Source organism: Chryseobacterium sp. Mn2064 (genome assembly GCF_049319685.1).
Taxonomy (GTDB): Bacteria; Bacteroidota; Bacteroidia; order Flavobacteriales; family Weeksellaceae; genus Chryseobacterium.
Genome location: NZ_JBMOUE010000003.1, coordinates 213,579 through 233,893 on the forward strand (window position 1 = coordinate 213,579; position 20,315 = coordinate 233,893).

15 protein-coding genes and 1 tRNA gene are annotated in these 20,315 nt (G+C 34.4%); 11 read left to right on the forward strand and 5 right to left on the reverse strand.

Features of this window, described 5'->3' with window-relative positions; genetic code table 11:
- Positions 1–78: 78 nt before the first annotated feature.
- Positions 79–1,389: a ribosome biogenesis GTPase Der gene (gene der, locus ACL9RH_RS13525; RefSeq protein WP_422693898.1), complete on the reverse strand. Its 1,311-nt coding sequence runs from the start codon at positions 1,387–1,389 to the stop codon at positions 79–81.
- A gap of 374 nt (positions 1,390–1,763) precedes the next feature.
- Here der and ACL9RH_RS13530 point away from each other — a divergent pair.
- A tRNA-Gln gene (locus tag ACL9RH_RS13530) sits at positions 1,764–1,834 on the forward strand.
- Between the two features lie 147 nt (positions 1,835–1,981).
- Here the strand turns inward: ACL9RH_RS13530 and ACL9RH_RS13535 are convergent.
- Positions 1,982–2,509 carry an antirestriction protein ArdA gene (locus ACL9RH_RS13535; protein ID WP_422693899.1) on the reverse strand — a complete coding sequence of 176 codons (528 nt, stop codon included), beginning with the start codon at positions 2,507–2,509 and terminating at the stop codon, positions 1,982–1,984.
- A gap of 930 nt (positions 2,510–3,439) precedes the next feature.
- Between ACL9RH_RS13535 and ACL9RH_RS13540 the strand changes: the two genes are divergently transcribed.
- The 8 genes from ACL9RH_RS13540 (at position 3,440) to ACL9RH_RS13575 (ending at position 10,453) form a co-directional block, all read left to right on the forward strand.
- Positions 3,440–3,817 (forward strand): hypothetical protein, encoded by a 378-nt coding sequence (locus ACL9RH_RS13540; protein ID WP_422693900.1) that lies wholly within the window; start codon positions 3,440–3,442, stop codon positions 3,815–3,817.
- Between the two features lie 49 nt (positions 3,818–3,866).
- Positions 3,867–4,814, forward strand: coding sequence for a hypothetical protein (locus ACL9RH_RS13545; RefSeq protein WP_422693901.1), 948 nt, complete (start codon positions 3,867–3,869; stop codon positions 4,812–4,814).
- A 16-nt stretch (positions 4,815–4,830) separates the two neighbouring features.
- Positions 4,831–5,265: a hypothetical protein gene (locus ACL9RH_RS13550; protein WP_422693902.1), complete on the forward strand. Its 435-nt coding sequence runs from the start codon at positions 4,831–4,833 to the stop codon at positions 5,263–5,265.
- 314 nt (positions 5,266–5,579) lie between these two features.
- A complete protein-coding gene (locus ACL9RH_RS13555) occupies positions 5,580–7,043 on the forward strand; it encodes a hypothetical protein (RefSeq protein ID WP_422693903.1) in 1,464 nt (487 codons plus the stop codon).
- The gene (locus tag ACL9RH_RS13560) at positions 7,040–8,158 is read left to right on the forward strand and encodes a hypothetical protein (protein ID WP_422693904.1); all 1,119 of its coding nucleotides are present in this window, start codon (positions 7,040–7,042) and stop codon (positions 8,156–8,158) included. Before ACL9RH_RS13555 ends, ACL9RH_RS13560 begins: the two co-directional genes overlap by 4 nt.
- Positions 8,159–8,162: 4 nt before the next feature.
- Positions 8,163–9,392: a hypothetical protein gene (locus tag ACL9RH_RS13565; RefSeq protein ID WP_422693905.1), complete on the forward strand. Its 1,230-nt coding sequence runs from the start codon at positions 8,163–8,165 to the stop codon at positions 9,390–9,392.
- Between the two features lie 2 nt (positions 9,393–9,394).
- Entirely contained in the window at positions 9,395–9,865 is a 471-nt protein-coding gene (locus ACL9RH_RS13570; RefSeq protein ID WP_422693906.1) for a hypothetical protein, read from the forward strand.
- A gap of 6 nt (positions 9,866–9,871) precedes the next feature.
- Complete coding sequence (locus tag ACL9RH_RS13575) at positions 9,872–10,453, forward strand: hypothetical protein (protein ID WP_422693907.1); 582 nt, start codon at positions 9,872–9,874, stop codon at positions 10,451–10,453.
- Between the two features lie 263 nt (positions 10,454–10,716).
- Here the strand turns inward: ACL9RH_RS13575 and ACL9RH_RS13580 are convergent, their stop codons facing one another.
- The 3 genes from ACL9RH_RS13580 to ACL9RH_RS13590 all read right to left on the reverse strand — a co-directional run bounded on the left by ACL9RH_RS13580 (position 10,717) and on the right by ACL9RH_RS13590 (position 14,596).
- Complete coding sequence (locus ACL9RH_RS13580; RefSeq protein ID WP_422693908.1) at positions 10,717–11,619, reverse strand: hypothetical protein; 903 nt, start codon at positions 11,617–11,619, stop codon at positions 10,717–10,719.
- A 243-nt stretch (positions 11,620–11,862) separates the two neighbouring features.
- Positions 11,863–12,141 carry a helix-turn-helix domain-containing protein gene (locus ACL9RH_RS13585; protein WP_422693909.1) on the reverse strand — a complete coding sequence of 93 codons (279 nt, stop codon included), beginning with the start codon at positions 12,139–12,141 and terminating at the stop codon, positions 11,863–11,865.
- Between the two features lie 1,000 nt (positions 12,142–13,141).
- The gene (locus tag ACL9RH_RS13590; RefSeq protein ID WP_422693910.1) at positions 13,142–14,596 is read right to left on the reverse strand and encodes a tyrosine-type recombinase/integrase; all 1,455 of its coding nucleotides are present in this window, start codon (positions 14,594–14,596) and stop codon (positions 13,142–13,144) included.
- Between the two features lie 436 nt (positions 14,597–15,032).
- Between ACL9RH_RS13590 and ACL9RH_RS13595 the strand changes: the two genes are divergently transcribed.
- Entirely contained in the window at positions 15,033–16,661 is a 1,629-nt protein-coding gene (locus ACL9RH_RS13595) for a T9SS type A sorting domain-containing protein (RefSeq protein ID WP_422693911.1), read from the forward strand.
- 9 nt (positions 16,662–16,670) lie between these two features.
- Positions 16,671–20,315, forward strand: coding sequence for a DUF5977 domain-containing protein (locus ACL9RH_RS13600; RefSeq protein WP_422693912.1), 3,645 nt, complete (start codon positions 16,671–16,673; stop codon positions 20,313–20,315).

Genomic DNA, 20,315 nt, shown 5'->3' on the forward strand with positions numbered 1-20,315 from the left:
CAAAAGTTTCATCAAGATCATAAACAAAAAAGCTGTTTCATTTTAGAAACAGCTTTTTTTCGAATAGTCAATATTCAATTATTTTTGTCTGAAGTAAACCTCGATAGGAACTCCGGTAAATCCGAATTCTTTTCTCAACTGGTTTTCAGTAAATCTCTTATAAGGTTCTTTCACATACTGTGGCAGATTACAGAAGAATACAAATTGTGGTGATGGCGTAGGAAGCTGAACACAATACTTAATTTTGATATATTTTCCTTTCAATGCCGGCGGTGGTGTATTTTCAAAGATCGGAAGCATTACCTCATTCAGTTTTGAGGTTTTAATCTTTTTCTTACGGTCTTCATAAACCTCCATAGCCACTTCTACAGCTTTCAGGATTCTCTGTTTTGTTAACGCTGAAACGAATAAGATTGGAATATCCTGGAACTGACCGATTTTATCTTTAATAGATTTTTCGAAATCACGTATCGTGTTTGTCTGCTTATCTTCGATCAAATCCCACTTATTAACAAGGATTACAATTCCTTTTCTGTTTTTCTGTGCCAGTCCGAAAATGTTCATATCCTGAGACTCCCATCCCTGTGTAGCATCCACCATGATGATTACCACATCAGAATATTCAATAGAACGGATCGATCTCATTACGGAATAGAATTCCAAGTCTTCATTTACTTTAGACTTTCTTCTCATTCCCGCAGTATCTACCAATACAAACTCGTGTCCGAACTTGTTATACAAAGTCTGAATACTGTCTCTTGTTGTTCCAGCAATATCTGTTACGATATTTCTTTCTACATCCAATAAAGCATTTGTCATTGTAGATTTTCCTACATTAGGACGACCTGCAATGGTAATTTTAGGCAATCCTTCAAAAGGATCTTTATACTCTGTAGTAGGGAAATCTTTAACGATATCATCCAACAAATCTCCAGTTCCTGAACCTGTTGCAGAAGAAAGAGTGTAATATTTATCAATACCTAACTGGTAGAATTCTGTTGCAGGAAGTTCTTCTTTTGCAGAATCTACTTTATTGATAACGATATAAATAGGCTTGTTGGATCTTCTTAAAAGTCTGTAAATTTCATAATCTGTATCGGTAAGTCCCTCTTCTACGTTCATCATGAAGATAATAGAAGTTGCTTCATCCACTGCTAACTGTACCTGCTTACGAATTTCTTCTTCGAAGATATCATCTGTACCTACGTCGTACCCTCCGGTATCAATTACGGTAAAGTCTACTCCGTTCCAGTCAGATTTTCCATAGTGACGGTCTCTGGTAACACCGGCTGTAGAATCTACAATAGCTTCTCTTCTTTCTAACAAACGGTTAAAAAGCGTGGATTTTCCTACGTTGGGACGTCCAACGATTGCGACAATATTTGACATAAAAAATGTTTAATAATCCTTTTGCTGTGCTCAGGATATGTTATTAATGGGTTACTCCAACTTTTGGAGCCCAATTTTTTGCAAAGATAAGGTTTTATTATTTAACTATAGGGGCAATCAAAAGTACCGATAAAAGAAGGCTAAAAGTTACTATTCATCGGATTTTATGCAGTCGTTCTGTCTCTCAAAATAAAAGAAAAAATCCTTTCAACCCTCCGATTTTGGGGAACAAATAGTTTTTTTTGAAAAAAAAATTAAAAAATAATTATTTGGATATCAATCAGTAAAGCGATTATCTCAACAATTATGTTAATTAATCTTTAATTTTGATTTTCATATTTAAAATAATTTATATAATTTCGCAGCATCAAAACAGACCCATGGTGTAGCGGTAACACTACTGATTTTGGTTCAGTCATCTGGGGTTCGAATCCCTGTGGGTCTACAACCAAACAAAAGCAACTCGCTAATTTACAGCAAGTTGCTTTTTTATTTTGGTCACTTTCGGTCACTTGGTCACGATTTTGGTCACTGTTTTTCTAAAAAACACTTGGAGTGAACCCGATTGAATCTATTTGAATCTGATTGTATTTTAGCTACGGAAATAATGCCCGTTTGACTCAAAATAATCATACATAATGTTTCTTGCAGTGGCTTCCCAATCAATAACGACAAAGCTAGGCAGATTAAACGGTATATCATTTTCATATAGATATTCCACGAACTCAATATCATTTGCAAACTCACCGCAGTAAAAATTATTTGCATACTCATAAGCACTTTGAAAATCAATTTTACCCAGATTATCCAAAACCGCTTCGTAAACGTCTAGGTCATGACCTGAATCGTTGATTTGTTCTATTATTTCGTAAATATCTTTAGATATGTGACATTCACTTAACAATCCCATTTTTTCAAGAAAAGGACATTCGTAATCCTGAAACATAAATTCAGGGTCGGATTCGTCACTGTGTAAATCATACATTGCAGTGAGCAGTGAATCATAGTCGGAATAATCCGAAAGGTTTAGCCATTTCCCAAATAATGAGCCGTTGTTGTACTTTGCGTACGTTCCTACATAGATACTTGCCGTATCAAGACAATTTGTTAACTTTGTCATAGTCGATAATTTTAAGTTCGGTTTAAAATTTATTGATGTCGCCTAGTTGTGTTCCCGCACTTCTAGGCATTTTTTATGTATATATTGAGATATATTTTAGTAGTAAGTCGCTCACAAAAGCAGTATAAATATACAACAAAACTCCCATAAACACAAGCACTTACGACACTTTTTAACCAAAATATCAACCGTTGTTAAAATCTTTTTAACCACTCCGTGCGCAGGAAAAATAAAAAAAGTTTGAGAAAAACAAAATCCAAGCATAGGGGACACCACGAAAAAACTACTACAACCCACACCCAAACCGTTATAGTAGGTACACACCCGATACATATTCAAAATTTTGAGATTTGGTATAGGGGGTGCATTTTTACATGAAAATTTGATACGGTGGGGTAAATAGGTCGGTATATATAATGTTGCCTGACAATAGCTCCACAGCTAAGAAAAATAAAAGTACTCATAACATTCATTGACTATACCATTGTGGAACGTAGCAATTAATCATTTTGGGGTAAATAGTAGTACAATGTATTGACAAAATCGTACTTGTTTCAAGCCAATGATTTTTTGCCCCCGACAAAACATAGAGATTGCTTACCACACCTAAAACCAAGATAAAATCTTTAATACTGAAAAAAATTTCACAGGTTTTTGAAGCGAAGACGAAAGATTAGTAAAATTTCATATTTTTGTAGTTAGAATTTTAACGAAAAATATAAAGCGTTAGCTATTATTTGAGTGTCTCAAAATCGCCAAAATTAAGATACACACCTCAAATGAATAATAGGTTAATGCCTACGCTATGGCGTGGGCTAAACTTATTTTGGGGTGGGGCGTTTGGCGATGCCTGAGACCAATAAGGCTTAGTCCCACGCTTTCTGCATTAATAACCTTTCACTTTGGGACTGAGTGATGCAATAAATCACTATGAAAAAAGTCTTTATTTCTCTCCTGCTGTTCACAAGCATAACAGTATTCTCACAGGAAAAATTTGATTGCAACAATCTTTCTAAAACAGATTATCTCAACAAGTACCGTGAACTCAAAGGTTACGGACTAGACAAAATCACACTCAAAGATGGCAGAGAGGTATTGCCATTGGTTATATCTCAAGTATATGACGAAAACAGCCTGAGACAAGTTTGTATAAACGCAGCTTATGCCGACCATAAATATGGTACAGAAAGCCATTATGAGATGTATCGTAAGAATATTTACAACGGTATGTCCCGAGAAACTTTTATGAAAAATTCGGATTACTTTGAAATGTTTTTAGAAATGATTGCAAACCTAAAAAACCAATAGTCTGATGGAAAAGAAAACTATTCAGGTTGACAGCAATATACCTAAATCGTTGCTGATAGGTTTTGCACTAGCATTTATAACTGTCTTTGCAGTCCAACATTTTAGCACATTTTCATACATCCCGAATCTTAGCAATCCTACAATAGATTACGGACACAAGATTGTTATTAGCGGAACATACGACACCCGCACAACGCCTGTTGGTGCATTGTATCAGACTACGCCATTCGGAACAAAGATAGACTTACCTACAAACGGAATGATGTGCAGTGAGCTACTGTATGATTCTGAGTTTAAGAGCTACTCCAACAAAGGCATATTGTATGCAAAATCTGTATTTAGTGATTACAAATATCTCCTGTTGTTTTGGCTAGCATACACACTCATCGCACTGTTTTTTAAAAGATACCGTCTAAAGGTTTGGATTCTTATACTCCCAATTCTAGGAATGAGTTGTGACAAGACTAAACAAGAGCCAATTACAGCCTCTAAAACAGCCATAGACACCGCAAAAACGACCTTAAACAACCTCAATACACCAATCCTTCAAAATACGCCCGAAACAACCGTAAAGCATTCGTTTGTAGTCTTCAAGGTAAAAGATAAATACTTCGGGAAAGAATCTGTAATTGTAACAGGAATCTTTAACACACCTTATACCATTAGCACGGATGAAGAGTACATGATTTTAGATGATACACAGGCTAAATGCAACGCCTATCTGTTTAACAAAAACATTCTTGAAAGATACATGATGAGATTTGACAGCTATGCGGAAGCAAGTCAGGAAAAGGAACGAATCTCTAAAATCCGTAACACCACAGTATCTAATAATCAAACATCTACTCCAAAAACCTTGACCAAACAAGAACAGGAACAGATTATCAGAGAATGGAAAAGCATTACCCCCGAAGAACACGAACAAGCCCGACAGCTACAAATGGAGCATGAAATGTGGGTTGAGGAACAGAAAAAAAACAATCAAAACTATAATTAACATCAAAATTTCAATTATGAAAAAACAATTATTTCTAGCATTATCGCTAACAGCTACGCTATTAATTACAAATTGCTCGGGCAAAAATGACGATGAAAACACCCCAACCAATCAACAACCTGCAACAACACAGTATTTTCATCCGCCAACATGGATTCAGGGTGCTTGGGGAGTAACTAATGGAACAACCTCAAATAAGCTATACAAGTTTACAGCAGATGATTTTATACTACTTGTAACAGGTGTAAGCGAACAGAGCATGACAGGAACAATAAAATCAAGTCCAAATGGTGGAAGTGTTGACGAGACAGCTAACAACGGTACGCAATATAATTTCACCGTAAAATACAACATCACAACCACAACACAGAGTTTTGAGTTCAGGAAAGTATCAGCAACTCAGATTCAGTGGAAAAGTAACGGGACTTGGGTTGACTTGGTAAAAATGTAATAAAAAAACAGAGCCTTGACCTTATAGGTTGGGGCTTACTTTTTATTCTACAAACACCTATGAAAAGAGGGGCAGCAAAGAATCTGCAAGATAGTACCAATACATACTCTTAATTTATCTCATAATTTAATCATTATCAAACCAATTCAACACTCTTAATCGAGAAAAAATTTGAAGAAAAAAAATACGTCAAGTTTTGTCGCCCCACCGATATAGATTTGTAAAAAGAAAGATATTAATTCAAAATATAGGGAAAATACCTATAAGATTTTAAACAATTTTAATTATAATTGCAACCATAAAACACCTATGCAATGCGAAAAATTTATTTTACCGCAATTTCATTATGTATTTCCCTATTAGGATTTACACAAATTCCTAACTTACCGACTGTTTCCGTCCCGCAGGCAAGCGGTTTAGGTAATTATTCAGGTAATAATTTTGGAAGTTCAGGCAGAAGTTCAAGGAACTATACCCCGACTGTCAACACCTATCAGAACCGTTCAACTCCCACACAACAAAATGATTATGCACAGTCAAGGTCACAGAACAACACTGTCATGCAGGATATAGAGCGAGATATGGCAGAAGTTCGGGAAATACAATTCCGTGAGTGGGTAGAAAACGGCAGAAATATGCCGTATGACCTACCGTCATTATCAGGGAAAGCAGGAACACAATCTTATTATGATGCTTTTAGTACACTTTCTGCAATGAATTCCGAAAACTATTCATTAGCAGATGCCAATTTCACCGTAGAAAATGCTTTTTACGACAACAAAAGAGATTTAAAAGGCTTCAAATCTGGAATCCAGAAAACCGCTAAACAACTTTTGCAGAAAATGAAAGAACGCAAACAGGACACAGAAAGCAATGTTTCTAAAAACCTGATGCTGTTTGAATATTTCTCTAAAGACATGAATCTCAGAGGAACAACCCATAAAGCATTTGAATATGACTTCAAAGATTATATGGGTGAAAAAGATTACTCGAAGATGTTCGTTTCCAAATTGTTAAAAACAGGTTCAGGACAATGCCACTCTATGCCGTTACTATACTTGATTATCGCAGAAGCAATGGGAACGGAAGCGCATTTATCATTAGCTCCCAATCATTCTTATGTTCGGTTTATGGATGATGAAGGACAGTACAGAAATGTTGAGCTTACCAACGGTATGTTTTCAACCGACACCTCATTGCTTGAATCAGGTTACATCAAATCAGAAGCTTTACAGAATAAAATCTATATGGAAAATCTATCCAAAAAGGAACTTTTAGGAATGGCATATTTTGATTTAGCGAGAGGGTATGTCAAAAAATTCGGATATGATGAGTTCGTAGGAAAAGTTATTGAAAAAGCATTAGAGCTTTATCCAAATGGACTTGCTCCGAACATGGAAAAAGCAAATGTGAGCCAAGCACGATTTGCCCACGTGATGAAAAACTTAGGAATCAACCCCGAAAACAGACAGGATTTACAGAGAATCGGATATTTCCCAAAGGCTGTTGAACAACTAAATGACGTTAATCAGCAGTTTAACAAGATTGATGAACTCGGTTACACAGAAATGCCTGCATCTGCTTACGAATCATGGTTGGCAAGTCTGAAAACAGAGAAGAATAAACAGGAAAGCGAAGCACTCGCACAAAAAATATATCTGTACCAACTTCAAAAACAAAAGGATAAGCAACAGCAGGAAGCCGTGAAAAAAGTACAGGAACAGAAGAAAAAAGACGAAAAACCTAAATACTTCCCAATTGACCCGAATAAATTATGATGAAAAGATTTTTACTAAACAGAACTTTGTTCCTTTCAGCTTTATTAATAGCATTGTTGAGTTCAGGAACAGTTAAAGCACAAAACAATCAGTTTTACAATGATTCCTACCAAGCTATTGATAATATGCTGAACGACAAACAGTCATACAGCTTCAAAGAAGCTGTTTTTAGCGTGGAAAACGCATATTATCAGGGTAAATTAGACATTGATAAATTAAACGGAGAAATCGACTTTTTAAAGCATTTCGCAAACTCCATTTTGAAAAGCAGAGATTTGACCTACAAAGAATCTGACAAAGACAAGGTTAGCAAATACGCTACCGTATATTCCATAATGTGCCAAACCTTACCTGTCGCTTATAAAGATACCGTGATACAGTACAAACCATTTACCTATGATTTTACAGATGTATTCGGACATAGTGATATTAGCAACCTGTTTGTATCAAAATTATTGGCGACTAAAAAAGGGAATTGCAACTCAATGCCGTATTTGTACAAAATTTTGGCAGAGGAAATTGGAGCGGATGCAAACCTAGCATTAGCACCGAATCACGTCTACATCAAGCATAACATCAAAGCAGGTGGTTGGTTTAATACAGAACTTACAAGCGGGATTTTTCCAATTGATGCATGGTTGACAGCTTCGGGGTACATTCATTTGGATGCCATTAAAAATGGAGTGTTTATGAAAGCATTGAATAACAAGGAAAGTTTAGCATTATGCTTATTTGATTTAGCACAGGCTTATAACAGAAGTTTCCCGAATAATGACGGAGAATTTGTTTTGAAAACGGTCAACAGAGCATTAGAAATTTACCCGAATTTTGCTAAAGCACTGATATTAAGAGCCGAGACTCACAAAGAACAGTTTACAAGATTGATGGATAGACACAACTTGAAAACAGATAATGCTGAAAACATGAAACTTGTACAACAGCAAGACCCAAAAGCCAAAGAATTGTTTGAATTGATGAATAAGGAGTACGGACACATTTATGAGATTGGCTACCGACAAATGCCCGAAGAAATGTATTTGGATTGGTTGGTGTCACTGAAAACCGAAAGAGAAAAATTTGAGAACAAAAAATTATTAGATAACTTCACAAAATAACCAAATGAAAAAAATTTTATTAATCGTCTTTGCCATATTAGCAGGATTTTTTCAGGCACAGACAAAGAAGCAGACCACCACAAAGCAGAAAACGGAAAAGAAATGGGTAAATCCTGTTAAACTTACCAAAGAAGAGCGTAACCGTCCGTATATGGATGAAGTTTTGAAAACCCGAGATTCATTAACACCGCAAGAAGCAGAAAGGCGTAGAAAGAACATTGCTGTCGGAAATCCTTTTGCGAAGTATGGAGTTTATCCCAAAATTGCAACATTAAGCAAAGGAAAGTATTTGGAATTTCACGACATGGATAGTGTTGTAAGTATTGGTTCTGTACGATTCAACAGGAAAACTAAATCTATTACAGAATTTAGAGAGATTGATTTGAGCGACCCCGATGCACAACCGTATTTAGATACAGCAGGACGTTGGATTAGTCCCGACCCATTGAGTGAAGAGTTCACGAGTTGGTCGCCGTACAATATTAGTTATAACAATCCTATAAGCAATATTGACCCTGATGGTAGAGCAGCTTTTGATTGGGTACACAACAGAGAAACAAATAGTATTTATTGGAATAATAATGCCACTAGTCAGGCAACAGCAGGAACTAATGAAACTTATCTAGGTAAATCGGGAACATACACAACTGTAAATGGGTCTACAACAGCCTTAAATGCAAATGGGTCTTATACCAATAATTCTTTAATAGGAGGTTTGGGAATAACCCCTAATTTAGACCCTTTGATTCATGCGGGTGATTCTGCACCAGCAATGAGTGTAGCAACTTTTGGAACTCCTAGTGATGGTTCTTATATAAGAGAAACACCCTCACTAAATACTCAAGAAGGTGCTTTTGCTAATCCTTCATCACAATTGGCATCAACCATGCTAACAGCAATGCAAGAAGCACCTTTAGCAGTTGTATCGGAGATTGCTGTTTTAAAAATTGGAAATTATCTTAATACCACTAAAACCATAGAACAGGTTGCAGTACATGGAAATTCTTTAAATAGTACAAAGCCAACTTGGGGTTATAAATTGTTTTCAGAAGATGGAAATTTCTTAAAAAATGGAATAACTTCGCAAGCGAAAGCAGAATCTCGATATACAAAAAAGTTTATGGCAGATAAATATATGGAAAAGCAACTATTCCCAAATAGAAGAACTGCCTATGAGTGGGAGGCTCAACAAAATAAAATATTGAAAGGACCTTTAAATAAAAATAATCACTAGCTATGAATGATAATAATATTTTTGGATGTTTTGTATCTGTTACACTTCCATATCCAAATGAAAAACAAGAAACTCAAGATTTAGGAAAAAGACAAGGCGACTTATTTCGTTCATATATTTTCGGTGAAAAAGGAATTAGTAAAATTATAAAGACTCTTGAAAATAATAATTATGGAAATGATTTTAAAATTATTTTATTCCAATTTTATGTTAATCCACTTCCAATTGAACAACAAAATTTGAAAGAAATAGAATCATATCGGAAAAATGAAAAATCAATTGGAATACCAATAATAATAAATGATGATAACTTCTTCAGTAAATCAGAACGAGAACGATATACTTTTCTGAGTGAAACTCTCGTTGGTAAAATGGATTTATTGTTGGAAGTAATTAAAAAGAAAAAATTAGACACTAATTTAGAAAAACTGAAATTAGATTTACAGAAAATTTTAAATCAAAATGACAAATAAAATTTTATGAAAAAATTATTATTTCTAGTAATACTAACCTTATGCATTGGATTTAGTCTGAGCCTTACTCTAGGAGGAGACAAACCACAACTCGATGATTTTAAACTCGTTACTTATGATATTAATAATAATGGTATTGAGATATCTTCATATTCGACAGTAGATAAAAATGGAATGCTAAAAGTATGCTTAAAAAGATATACGGATACAGCTTTTTATAATTATCAGCTTAGTAAGGACGAAATTGAAAAGATAAATAAACTAACTTCCAATAAATTACAAAATTTTGTCATAAAAAAACAGTTAGATAAAAATTACGGTTATGCAGGGAGCAGAAATTATTTAAACTTCAAAGTTAAAAATAGGGATGAAAGACTTTGTTTTATTCAGCCTTTCATGAATCCTGAATTTAACGAAGTTATAAATTTACTTACTGACAAAATCTACAAACAAGATGAAACAGCGTTAACCTCTAACTTTAAAATAGATTTTAGAAAAATTAAAGGTGAAATACTAAAGCAAAATGAAATTGATAATTATTTACCTCAAAAGCAATTACCTCCTCCTCCAATGAGAAAAATCAAGTAATCTCAAAAGGAAAATTTAAGATGATTCAAATAAAGGAAGTGCAAAGGATAAAATAGCAAAATGTAATAAATTTTGTTAGGACAATCCAAAAATGGAGATTGGAAAATCCTAAACCTTGTTGAATAATTAATATTTTCAAACATAAAAATTGTTAACCTTGACCAAACAGTCAGGGTTATTTTTTTACAGTACAAATTACTCTTAATATATAGTCCGATTTTGTCCTTTTTCACCTCCCCCTAAACTTCCAAACCCAAACCTACCTACTCCCTACTACCCCCAATCAAACTTTGAAACTTAGCTACAAGCAAATCCCGTAACTCTAATTTTATGGTATCTAGGTTATACTTTCTTAGTAGGTTATTATACTTTGCTCTTAGGTCATAATAGTAGCTAGATGATTTACTGCTTTTTATTTCCCGCCAATAATGGGGACTTTTGCCTAATTCTAAAACTGTTTTTTCTTCCCCGCGGATTTCCTGAGTGGCGAGACTATCTATAATATTTACCTCGTCAAAACACTCTAACAAGAAGTTAAACATCAATTCCAGTTTATTTTTATCGTAAATATCACGAACCGTATGGATTCCAAAACGTTTTTTCAGTAATTTACTGTCTGTAACCTTAATTTCCACACGCAACAGGTTATAATCTAGCTTATATTGTAGACCTTTATCATAAATTTTGACGTAATACTCACTGCGATTATACTGTTTATACATTCCTTTGCCCTTAAAAGTATCTTTTTGGTTAAATTCATCAAAGTTGTACATCAGGATATTATTATCCAACATATATTTAGGCTTTAATGAGGTCTGTATATTCAATCCGAACTCCAGATTGGTAACATTGTAATCCGAAATATCTTCGTCCAGGTCGGCTTGAAGCTGCTCAAACGAGGTAATAATATCGGGGTAATAAAAATCTGTGTAATTATTATCACCAAAGCCATTTTTAAGGTTAAAGTATTTGTGCATTGAGTTTCGGACAAATCCTGAAACATTTGTAATCCGTACTTCAATATTTTCAAAATATCTCCTACATGGATATACTATTTCACCTGTACCAAAGTCAAGGTTACATATTGTCTCGCTATCTTCATAGCTTTTTATCTTACTTTCTAAAGATTCTTTTGTTTTTGTATATGTTTTAATAAAATCTATCATAATATTTACTGTTTGTTAATTTAAGACATACCAATAGCTCCCCTATGTAATTGTACTAAGGTTAGTCTCGTTAAAAATTGATTTAAGGGGTATTTAAGAGGTTTTTACAACCCAGACACGGAAACCTATCACCTAAACTGTAAAACAGAGAATTTAAGCCGTTTGCAGAGTTTTGTGTGGCATAATAATAAAAAGATGTTTTTTACCCGCTCGCAATGTCTGTGCGGAGTAATAGAAAGTAGATTAATTGATTTTTAGCCTTGCTTTGACTTCATCTTTAGAGTAATATACTTTTGCTCCCATCTTAATAGGTATCAAAATTCCTTTTTTCTTCCAGTTATGGAGTGTTGAGTGGCTTACATTTAAATACTCAGCTGCTTCATCACGTGTATAAGTTTCTTTTTCATCTTTTGAGATTTGCTGAACCTGCATTTGGCTAACGATTTTACGAACTATCTGCTCAAAATCCTGCATTAGCTCATCTTTTGTCATTTGGACTAGTAATGTGTTGTTATTACTCATAATGTATATTTTTTATATTGTTATTAAATTCAATTACCTGACATACAGGCATAAAAAAAGGAAACCCCTTTCGAGATTTCCTGTTAATGTTTAGACATAAAAAAAGACCCAACTTATAAAGTTGAGTCTGTATATTTTTTTGTTAATAGTTGTTAAAATTTTGTTGCTTGGACATAATTATTTACCGATAATGTGCGGAGTACGTTTTTTATAAGGTGTAGCCCCTTGTTACGGCTGTGTGACCGTCTCTGACTTATTTTAAGGACATAATTATTCCTAGACATAGCGCAGAACACGTTTTTTATAAGGTGCGACCCCTTTTGCAGTCTGTGCGAACTGCTTCCGACTTATTATTAGGATATAACTATCCTTTAGATATGCGCAGGACACGTTTTTTATAAGGTGCGACCCCTTTTCATGATTTTTTACGACCATTCCCGACTTCTTGCTAAATTATTTAGCTTCGTTTAAAATTGTTGATTATTTCATGACTAGGTATAATTTCTCCATTGAAAAATACAACTTCGCCTCTTATTTTAGTTCGGAGTGATTCCCGCAACCTTCAAAAACTGTATTATATAATTTTTGGCGTAATTATTATAGCTTTCTATGTAAGGTTCGGACATAATTATCCCCCTGAATAAATCCTGCTCCCCCAAAATTTAGCATTATGCTCGGCATGGTCGCTCCAATGAAGACTTTTTGTTAGTATTATTTGTTAAAAAAACACACTTATCTACATGAAACAAACGTTTCTGCCTTCCTCCCCACTGTTTAGTTACAAACTTGGCGTGGTCGTTCCGTGAGTTGGACTTGTTTTGATAATTATATTTCTAAATATCACATAAAAAATAATTACTTGAAATAATCTTAAAGAACTTTTTCGCTCGTTTCGCATCTTACTTACACATTAATCACTACCATGTGATATATCTTATTTTCAGAATAAAAACTTTCAAACCAAATTCAAATATTGTGCCAAAATTTTAATTCTCGGACATTAAGAAACATTTTTGTTAATATTGATGACTTCGGCTAACTGTTCAGTGCTTCCACTCTCAATAATTTCTTGCATTTTCTGTATTTGGGCTTTCAATTCTTCAATCTCTTTAGTCTGTAAATCAGCCTTTTGAAGTTTTTCGTTTCTTGCTTTGATGCTCTCCTGTCTTACTTGTTCATGTTCAAAGGTCGGTTTGAAATAGGTTTTGAAAACAGATTCGTCAGTATGACCTGTGTACTGCCATATCTCCAATAAGTCCCACCCCTCAATATATCGGTTAGTACAGAAACTCCTGCGGGAATCGTGAAACGCTACTTTATCCGCAAAATTGATTGTTTCAAATACAACTCCCTCGTTGGTTGGTCGCTCACGGGTGATTACCTTTTCTTTGAAGTACGGAATTTCTCTAAACAACTCTTTCAGATACTCATTCGTGTTTTGGTTAGATATAGCAATACTTTTAATATTGTTGTCATATTTGCTCAAAACCTCTCCCGCATATCCAAAAATTGGAAAATTCACCGTTTTATATTTATCAATCCGAGAACCTTTATTTAACAATATACTGATAGTTCCTGAGCTAATGTCAATATGTCCGTTTTCAATTCGTGTAATATCTCCAAACCTGAGTGAGCAATGACAGCCGAGAACAAACAAATCTCGAACTCTTTCTAATCTCGGAGAATTAGAAAAATCATGCTCATACAATATTTTAATTTCGGGTTCAGTCAGCACCGTATGGAAACTCGGAGGAACTTTAACGCTAAATTCGTCCTGTAAATAACTTCTGTTTTGTGTGTAGCCCTTTTCAAATGCACGTTTTAGAACTTGCGACAATCTTTTGATTCGTGTTCTTAGTGTACTGAGTTCTTTCACTCTCTCCGTAGCAATAAGCCAATTTTGGAACTCCAAACACTGCGTTTCATCAAATTTATCAATATCTAAAAAGATACTGTTATCAGTAGCAAAATCTTTTAAATCTTTATACATCACGTTAAACGATGATATGTAGGTTTTGTGCATTGGCTTTTGTCCAGACGCAATAGCACGGGTATTTTTTAGCTCAATCAATTTTGTAAAATCTTGGAAAACATCATCAAAAGATTTCTTGTTCTTTTGCACGGTGTTAAGTTCTTTTCCCTCTACTGCATTATCAACAATCGTTTTTAGTTCCTCTTTTGTCGGCACACGGTTGTAATGTTCGTTGAAATTTTTGTGAGCGTCTACTATGGACGTTTTGAACTTGCTAAGTTTTTGGTTAATTTCTCTTTTATCCGTTCCCGAAGTAACCGTTTTCGTTTCACTATCCCAACTGCTCGGAGCAACTTTTAAACCCGTCGAAAAATCCGCCTGTAAACCTTTGAAAGAATATCTTCCCATTATTCGGGAGATTTCCGCTTTTGGTTCTTTCAGCCTGAAATTTACGCTTCCTGTTTCGTTGTTGTACTGTGCCATAAATAAAAAATATTCGCATAACAAATATACGAATATTTTAATTTTGGTCACTATTTTGGTCACTGTAAATTTTGAATGTATTTGAATTTATTTACATTCAATAAAATACAAACACCTATTAATCAATATCACAAGCAATCAAATTCATTCAGTAAGAAATAAACAAATACAAGACGTTATATCCTGTGGGTCTACAAGCCATCCTTTTTTAAGGATGGCTTTTGTTTTTGGCTTACACTATTTTTCTGCTTTATTCAAATAAGACTAAAAATTAAGATTCTACTTAAACACCTTACGATTACAAAGCTTTTGTAAAAGACACTAAAAAGTGACAAAATTCATATTAATCCCCTACCATAAAAGATTACAAAGCTTTTAAAAATATTAAATTTGTAGAATAATATCAACTAATAATACTAAACTCAAATTAAGCGGAATGAGAAAACTTTATCTCAGTGCATGTACTTTATGTACAATATTCGGTGTGTCTGCCCAAGAGGTGATATGGCAGAAAGATATCAAATCCTCTACCCAGGATTTCCTAAGCCACATTATCACAACCATTGATCAACAATATCTTATCACCGGAAGCTCTATTCAGACTAATAGTAAGCAACAAGCAGCAAATAACCAAAAACAGAACAACGGATATGACTTTCACCTGGTGAAATTAAACCAATCAGGAGAAGGAGTTTGGGAAAAATATTTCTCCGGATCAAACCATGATTATTTATCAGCAACCGTCACCACTCAGGATGGTGGATTTCTTTTAGCCGGGACTTCTTATTCCGGAAAAGGACTGGATAAAAAAGAAGACTCGAAAGGTGGGTCAGATATCTGGTTGATCAGAATCAATGAATTCGGAGATGAATTATGGCAGAAAACACTCGGAAGCCCTTCAGATGAAGAAGCCAGAGCGGTTATCCAGACTACAGATTTGGGATTCTTTGTAGCCGGAAGCATTCAATCTTCCTCAAAAGGCTATGGTTCCAAAGATGTATGGGTTACCAGATTGGATAAAAACGGAAAAGAACTCTCTCAAATCATTTTAGGAGGAAAAGGTCTTGATGAAGTCGAAAAAATGATCCCAACAAAAGACGGAGGTGCCTTATTGGGGATTTATTCAAGAAGTGGAGCTTTTGAAATGAGTAATAAGCAATCGGTAAAGGGTAATCCAAATTCAGGAGAGAAATCTACAACTTCAATACCTATTAATCAAATCCCAAAAGCCAGCAACAACTTCGGTGAAGGCGATTATTGGATCGTAAAAATTGACAAGAACGGAAAAGTAGAATGGGAAAAAAACTTTGGTGGAAAAGGAGATGATCATATAAGAACATTGTCACTAACGTCCAATGGTTACATTATTGGTGGGGAATCCATATCAGAAAGATCGGGAAACAAAACAACGGGAATTGAAGAAGGTACAGATCTTTGGCTGATTGCTTTGAACGAAAGAGGAGATGAACAGTGGCAAAAATCTTATAATTTCAAAAACAGAGATATTTTGATGAGTATGAGTGTTCTTCATTCAGCAGATGATAAGTCTTCAAAAGGGATCCTTTTAGGAGGTTATACCCAAGCTGAAGGAAGAGCTGAGAAAGATGATGAAACGTTCTGGATGTTATATCTGGATCAGAGTGGCAATGAACAGTGGAGAAAATATGTAACTGGAGAATCCCGACAAAAAGAAGAAAGGCTGTCAGATTTAAAACTGAACAGAGATGGCTCTATTATTCTTGCCGGAACCAGTGCTACAGAACTAGGAAAAGAGAACTGGAAAATTGTGAAACTTGGTGATAAACAAGTGAATCAGCTGATTGAGAAATACGATATCAAAATCTACCCGAATCCTGTATCAGATTATGCATATGTAGAAATCGGCTTTGATTTTAAAGAGGCTGATATTCTGCTGTACGATATGAGCGGAAGACAAATCCAAAGTCTAAAAACAAGAAACAAAGTGACCAAAATTAATACTCAAGCTTTGATACAAGGAGCTTATCTAGTCACTATAAAAACGGATACGAATAAAATGGCTAACGCCAAACTGATCAAAAAATAATAACTAATAATGACTAAATTTAGATTTTATTTGACAGGTATCTTTTTGATATTATGTCAAATAATACATGCACAGGGCAAAACCTTAGAAGATTACAGCCTGGGTAAAAAGGTAAATGTTTCAAACAATTATAACGTAGGAAAACTTAATCTTTCTATTCCCTTATACAATATTGATCTGGGTAATATATCCCTTAAAGGAAGTGTAGATTACCTTCAAGAAATTCCTAAAACAGAACCAGGAATGGTGGGTTTTAATTGGAATTACAATATGTTTGGTAAGATCACCATAGCTTATAAAAAGCCAGGCGTTCTTCATGAACCAAGATTTTTAGGAGCCAATATGAGTTCCGGATTTTATCCAACATCTAGAAATAACTGTCTTGTTACAGGCCCCGGAACTGTAACAAAAAAGCAACTTCTTACCAATCCAAACACCAATACATCATTCTATGTTTATGAGCCGAATACATTCTACTTCGACTTCATGGGGTATAGCGGATACATGATTTTTGATAATGTCGGAAAATTTCTTGTATATTCAGAAAATGGAAACTTAACAGCTTCTTATAACGGAGAAAAGTGCCATAATATTTTTCAGCCAATCAACAGTTTTCCCGAGATTGTAATGAAAGATGATAAGGGTAACGAGTTCTATTTTGGAGGAGATTACAATTCAAACGACATCTACTATAGTAAATCAAAATATACCTACAGCTCATGGAGAGATGATGGTACCTTTACTTACTTTACAGACTATTACACCAACAGACAAGTAAATTATATTTCAGCATTATATTTAAAGAAGGTTAAGCTTCCCAATGGAAGAATCATAGAAGCTTTTTATAAAAATAGTAATAGAAGTATTTTAGATCCATTTACAAATGGAGGTGAATATTTAAAAGGAGATTATCCATCAGGAATTCCTTCCAATTCTATTCTATTAAATAATAATATATTCTTAGGAAGTGGAAACGGAAATGACTTTAGCAACAACAGCAGCTCTTCTACCAATAACGGTCCAAATGACACATCTTCAACAATGTCTTTGACTAATGTTAACATTTATCAGAAGTTAGCTATTTTAGATTCAATTAGAGTATCTGATTACGGATCTTTAATGTTTGATTATATTCAGGCAGGTAATTCTTTTACAAAACCTTTTCTGAAAAAAATCGAATTAAAGAGCTTTAAGAAAAATATAAAAAAAATTGCTTTTAATTATACAGGAAAATCTCTTGAATCAATCAATAACAATAATGAAATTTATAGTTTTAATTATTATGGCGGAACAAACGGATACCAGGTAGATCCATCCGGAATTCAATATTATTCAGGATTTGGAGGAATGCTAAAAAGTATAGTTTATCCAACAAGAGGTAAGGAAGAGTTCGAATATGAGCAAAACGATGTTTCTAAGATAAACTATTTTGTACGCAGCAGTTTTGGTACGGAAGGAAATTCGTTAGTAGATAAAGAGTCTCGTATTGATGGACAAAGGTTAAAGACTGTAACTACATATGACAATATGAACCAACCCATCGGTATAAAAAAGTATGATTATTTAAATGATGCTGGTAAATCTTCAGGTATATTAACCTATAAAGATCAGACAAGTGCATTTGTAGATAGCTTTAATTGGTTTGGCGAGGGAGCTACTACACTAGTAAGCACAACTCGTGGATATTATGATGACCACGTAAGGTACAGCCGGGTTACAGAAGAAATCACAGGAAAAGAAAAAAATTTATTTTATTTTACAGATCTTATTTCCAATCCTGATTCTCTGGCAACCAAAGTACATAGCAGCAATGGATTACCTAATGCAGCGCAGATTGTTCAGTCGAAGCTACCTTTGAAAATAAATAAAAATAATGAAAGGGGGAAACTGTACAAAACTATTAAACATGATGCCAATATGTTTGCTGTATCAACACAGAATATCAAGTATACCAATTTCCTAAATGGTGTAAATCCCGTTAACGAAGTTTCCAATGTATGTACCAGTTGTAAAATCTCTGATGACAAATATTATGTGGAAGCAAAAGCCAGTGTATGGGCTCCCAATTCTTCCAACCCCTCACAATTAGAATATATAGGATATTATCAGTACCAACCCGTACTCCCATATCTTCCGATCTCGATAAAAACTACGGAACAGATCCCTACACAAATTATCAATGGAAACTATGTTGGTAGTAAACTGATAGACAGTCAGAAATATATTAAATATACAAACTCATATCTGTATTGGCACCCCAATCCAATAGAGACTATTGATTATCTTCCATATGAGTGGCCATTACCGTGGAACCAGCCGGTTTACAATGGAAAAATCATCAGCAGAACTACTTATCCACAGGATTTAATAAGAAACAATTCTTCTTGTATTACCGGAAACTGCCCTCCAGATAATGATCAGGTAGGAGGAAAACTTTCTATCTATAAATATATGGCTGATAATGGTATTATTACTCCTATCATTACTAGTGTGATGAATAATAACAATAAAGTTTCACTTACTGAAAATGTATACTCAAAGGATGTTACTACAAATAATATTCTAAAAATCAGCAAACAAAGACAATCATTACTGGATTCTAATTTTACGCTAGACACTCCTTCATCTGCAGCTGTAGAAGAAACAGTAAACTATCAATTATATGATAATTTGGGAAACTTAATACAATTCAAAAATGCCAATGGTATCCCTACTACCATACTTTATGGATATAAACAATCCTTGCCTATTGCAGAAATTATAGGAGCTACTTACTCGCAGGTAATGCAGGCATATAATCTGGATCCTGCCACCAGTACATCATACCTTCAACTAGATATTGTAAAAAAATCTGATCTAGATACCAATGAATCTGCAGAATCTAACTTAGTTACAGCTCTTGATAATTTCAGACTAAAAACAGAACTCAAAGATTTTCAAATTTCAACGTATGTGTATGATCCCCTTATCGGAATTAAAACATCTACAAACCCAAACGGGAAAAAGGAATTCTACAAATATGATGCATTAAACCGTCCAAAAAAAGTCCTTGACACCCATGGAAACCCTTTAAAGGTATATGATTATAATCTTTCCCCTAAGAGATTTTATAACGCCTTTCTTTTAAAAAATTTTTACAGAACGAACTGTGGAGCAGGTTTTGAAGGAGGTGTATACGGCTATATAGTACCTGAAAATAAGTTCTTTTCAACTATAGACCAAGCGGATGCAGATCAAAAAGCTCTTGATGATGCCAATGCTAATGGACAAAATGAAGCTAATATGTATGCTACATGTTTTCCTAAAGAAAGCTGCCCATTCACAATGGCCAATAACTTTGTAGCCTTATCTACAGATGTATATACCTATTACGGGAATATTGTGGTAAAGGTAAATTTCAGAAACTACCCTATTAACGCCAGCTACTGGAATAATGAAATTAAAATCGGCCAAATGGGAGGAAATTGTAAACCTTCTGTAGAAAGAAACATTAACAACTACGTAGAACCTCCCGGAGGCTCTTTTGGTAATACACCAGCAAACAGAACATGGTCAATAAGAATTGATACTGCAGGTAATATTTATGTAAAATTATTATCTGGATCTGTTGGAAACAATTCTGCTAATCCGTTAAAATTTGATTTTGTATTTTAA

Excerpts from the sequence above, each read along its gene's own strand:
- der (WP_422693898.1), bottom strand. The coding sequence starts at position 1,389 with ATGTCAAATATTGTCGCAATCGTTGGACGTCCCAACGTAGGAAAATCC.
- ACL9RH_RS13535 (WP_422693899.1), bottom strand. The coding sequence starts at position 2,509 with ATGACAAAGTTAACAAATTGTCTTGATACGGCAAGTATCTATGTAGGA.
- ACL9RH_RS13540 (WP_422693900.1), top strand. The coding sequence starts at position 3,440 with ATGAAAAAAGTCTTTATTTCTCTCCTGCTGTTCACAAGCATAACAGTA.
- ACL9RH_RS13550 (WP_422693902.1), top strand. The coding sequence starts at position 4,831 with ATGAAAAAACAATTATTTCTAGCATTATCGCTAACAGCTACGCTATTA.
- ACL9RH_RS13555 (WP_422693903.1), top strand. The coding sequence starts at position 5,580 with ATGCGAAAAATTTATTTTACCGCAATTTCATTATGTATTTCCCTATTA.
- ACL9RH_RS13560 (WP_422693904.1), top strand. The coding sequence starts at position 7,040 with ATGATGAAAAGATTTTTACTAAACAGAACTTTGTTCCTTTCAGCTTTA.
- ACL9RH_RS13565 (WP_422693905.1), top strand. The coding sequence starts at position 8,163 with ATGAAAAAAATTTTATTAATCGTCTTTGCCATATTAGCAGGATTTTTT.
- ACL9RH_RS13570 (WP_422693906.1), top strand. The coding sequence starts at position 9,395 with ATGAATGATAATAATATTTTTGGATGTTTTGTATCTGTTACACTTCCA.
- ACL9RH_RS13575 (WP_422693907.1), top strand. The coding sequence starts at position 9,872 with ATGAAAAAATTATTATTTCTAGTAATACTAACCTTATGCATTGGATTT.
- ACL9RH_RS13580 (WP_422693908.1), bottom strand. The coding sequence starts at position 11,619 with ATGATAGATTTTATTAAAACATATACAAAAACAAAAGAATCTTTAGAA.
- ACL9RH_RS13585 (WP_422693909.1), bottom strand. The coding sequence starts at position 12,141 with ATGAGTAATAACAACACATTACTAGTCCAAATGACAAAAGATGAGCTA.
- ACL9RH_RS13590 (WP_422693910.1), bottom strand. The coding sequence starts at position 14,596 with ATGGCACAGTACAACAACGAAACAGGAAGCGTAAATTTCAGGCTGAAA.
- ACL9RH_RS13595 (WP_422693911.1), top strand. The coding sequence starts at position 15,033 with ATGAGAAAACTTTATCTCAGTGCATGTACTTTATGTACAATATTCGGT.
- ACL9RH_RS13600 (WP_422693912.1), top strand. The coding sequence starts at position 16,671 with ATGACTAAATTTAGATTTTATTTGACAGGTATCTTTTTGATATTATGT.